This window comes from Spiroplasma sp. ChiS, assembly GCF_002968355.1.
GTDB classification, from domain to species: domain Bacteria; phylum Bacillota_I; class Bacilli_A; order Mycoplasmatales; family Mycoplasmataceae; genus Spiroplasma; species Spiroplasma citri.
On the sequence record NZ_PUUH01000056.1, the window covers coordinates 1 to 2,126 of the forward strand.

3 protein-coding genes are annotated in these 2,126 nt (G+C 27.9%); 2 read left to right on the forward strand and 1 reads right to left on the reverse strand.

Going from position 1 to position 2,126, the window contains the following annotated elements:
* The coding region (locus C6B38_RS02485; protein WP_233485489.1) for a hypothetical protein at nucleotides 1-606 on the forward strand (606 nt) is incomplete at its 5' end.
* A gap of 673 nt (nucleotides 607-1,279) precedes the next feature.
* A complete protein-coding gene (locus tag C6B38_RS02490; RefSeq protein ID WP_105298529.1) occupies nucleotides 1,280-1,546 on the forward strand; it encodes a hypothetical protein in 267 nt (88 codons plus the stop codon).
* Between the two features lie 149 nt (nucleotides 1,547-1,695).
* Here the strand turns inward: C6B38_RS02490 and C6B38_RS09690 are convergent.
* A partial coding sequence (locus C6B38_RS09690) for a hypothetical protein (RefSeq protein ID WP_162475818.1) occupies nucleotides 1,696-2,126 on the reverse strand: 431 nt, incomplete at its 5' end.

Sequence of the window (2,126 nt, forward strand, 5' to 3'; positions counted from 1 at the left end):
ATAAATGGGTTTAGTTATAAAGTGATTAATCAACTTGATGAAAATAAACATATCTCTAATTTTTACTTACCGAAAAAATGTGTTCGCCAACACCCTACCCGCCAAGACAGCTATAAAGTCAAAATTTATGACAAATTTATTTGTGTGCCTAAAATAATGTGTTTTTTAGACAAAACTGGTAAATACTTTTTGGTTGGTCTTGATATGTTTTTTAACTACTGAATTTATAACACGCGTGATAATAACAAATACCACTTGGCGGGTTATCAAGCAATTAAAGACACTGCAATTAAAGAATTGCATTATTTAACTGTGTCTGCTCGCCGCTACGAAAAAGAAGAAGCAACAAACCCTTTTTTAAGTGGGTTAACTTACCAACAAGCGCGCGAACAAATTTGCGCTGAAAGCGACAAATTAAAAGCAGAATACCAAACCTTCGTAAAAACTAAGTATTCTGCTAATAAAAAATCATTAATTAAAGATAAAGAGAATTATTCTCTTGTTGATAAGTTTAACACTGTTTACGAAAAAAACAAGGGCGACCCACCAAAAATGTCCGAAGAAGAATTCACCGAGTTATTAGGGGAGTTAGACAACCTAGACTAACTCTCCTATCGAGTTCTTCACTCCCCTATCAACAAAGCACAGAACTTGCATAAAACCACAGAGTAGCAAGACAACGAATAAACAAAACCAAGATATGGTCTTCATCATATCATTTTTGCTGTTTGATAAAACACGATTTTTTTTCTTTTTTTTCTTCCAATATAAAACCAAAATAAATACCATTACTATATCAAAACTAAATTTATTTAATAAATTTAGCAGTAATTTTATTAAAAAAATAATAAGTATTTAGTATAATTAAATAAATTAATATTAAACTTTTACTAGTTTATTTATTTTTTTACTAGACTGAGGAATAACAAGCGTGATTGGTAAGGAGTTGATGTTATGACAGAAAATTTAAAAATATTAGGTTTATTAAATAAATGAGGATATTTAACAGCAGAACAAATTGCATTGCTGTTAAAAAAAACCGATTGAAAGTGCAAAAACTAATTTAAAAACATTACAGAAAAAACAATTTTATAAAATTGATAAAACTACGCGGAAAAACATTTATGTTTTAACACACAAAGGAAATTCATATTTAGGGCGAGAGCATAAAAAAAGTATCAAAGTAAATTATTATGAATTATCGCACCAAGATATGTTGATTAAATGACTTGTCGCACAAAACGATATCGAGCAATACCAAACAGAGCGGGAGTTAAAAATGGAAAACGGCAATTTGAATGCTTATCCAGACTTAATTGTTTACAAAACTGATGGAACAACTCAATTAGTCGAGTTTGAGCGAACACGAAAAACTCCCGAACGGTTTTTTAAAAAACTACAGAGTTTAGTAGAATATTATAAACAAAATTATACGGTTCACTGAATTACCCCAACGCAAATACTCGCTAACTGAATTCAACGCCAAATTGACAAAGATGATTTTAAAACCGAACTACAACAAGTCATCATCTGATCCACACAATAACTAAACACCTACGAAATTTGAAAAAATCAATAATGATGTTTTAAAAATTACTGCAAGCCCACTTTAATATATAATTAAAATAACATTTTACTAAATGTAATAATTTTTTTGAATGTAAATACAAGCCGAAGAAAAGTAGAATATATTAACTAATTTATGATTCATGCTATACCAGAACCAAAAATATAGCCTATCAATATTCCTATTTTAGCATTGTTAACAATTCCACTTGCCATAAATCTTATATTATTAGCTAATCCAAAAAATGCTGCTGCAGATGAAAAAAAAATAATTAATATAGAACCACAAATTACTGCTCCAATAATTCCTCCCTTAACAACTATATTTAAATTATTTCAATTTAAGTAGTTGTTTACTTTGTTAATTTGGTTACTTATTTCTGTTATATATGAATAAGGTATTCCTTTAGTACTTGGAAAAAAAGAAAAATAACTTTTTTCATCATTGGTATTTAATTGATAATAATCTTGTTTTGTTTTTTCTATAATGTTATTAATTAAATCAAAATTATCAATTATTTTTTCAGAAATAGCATTATATGAATTAGAATTTAATCTTC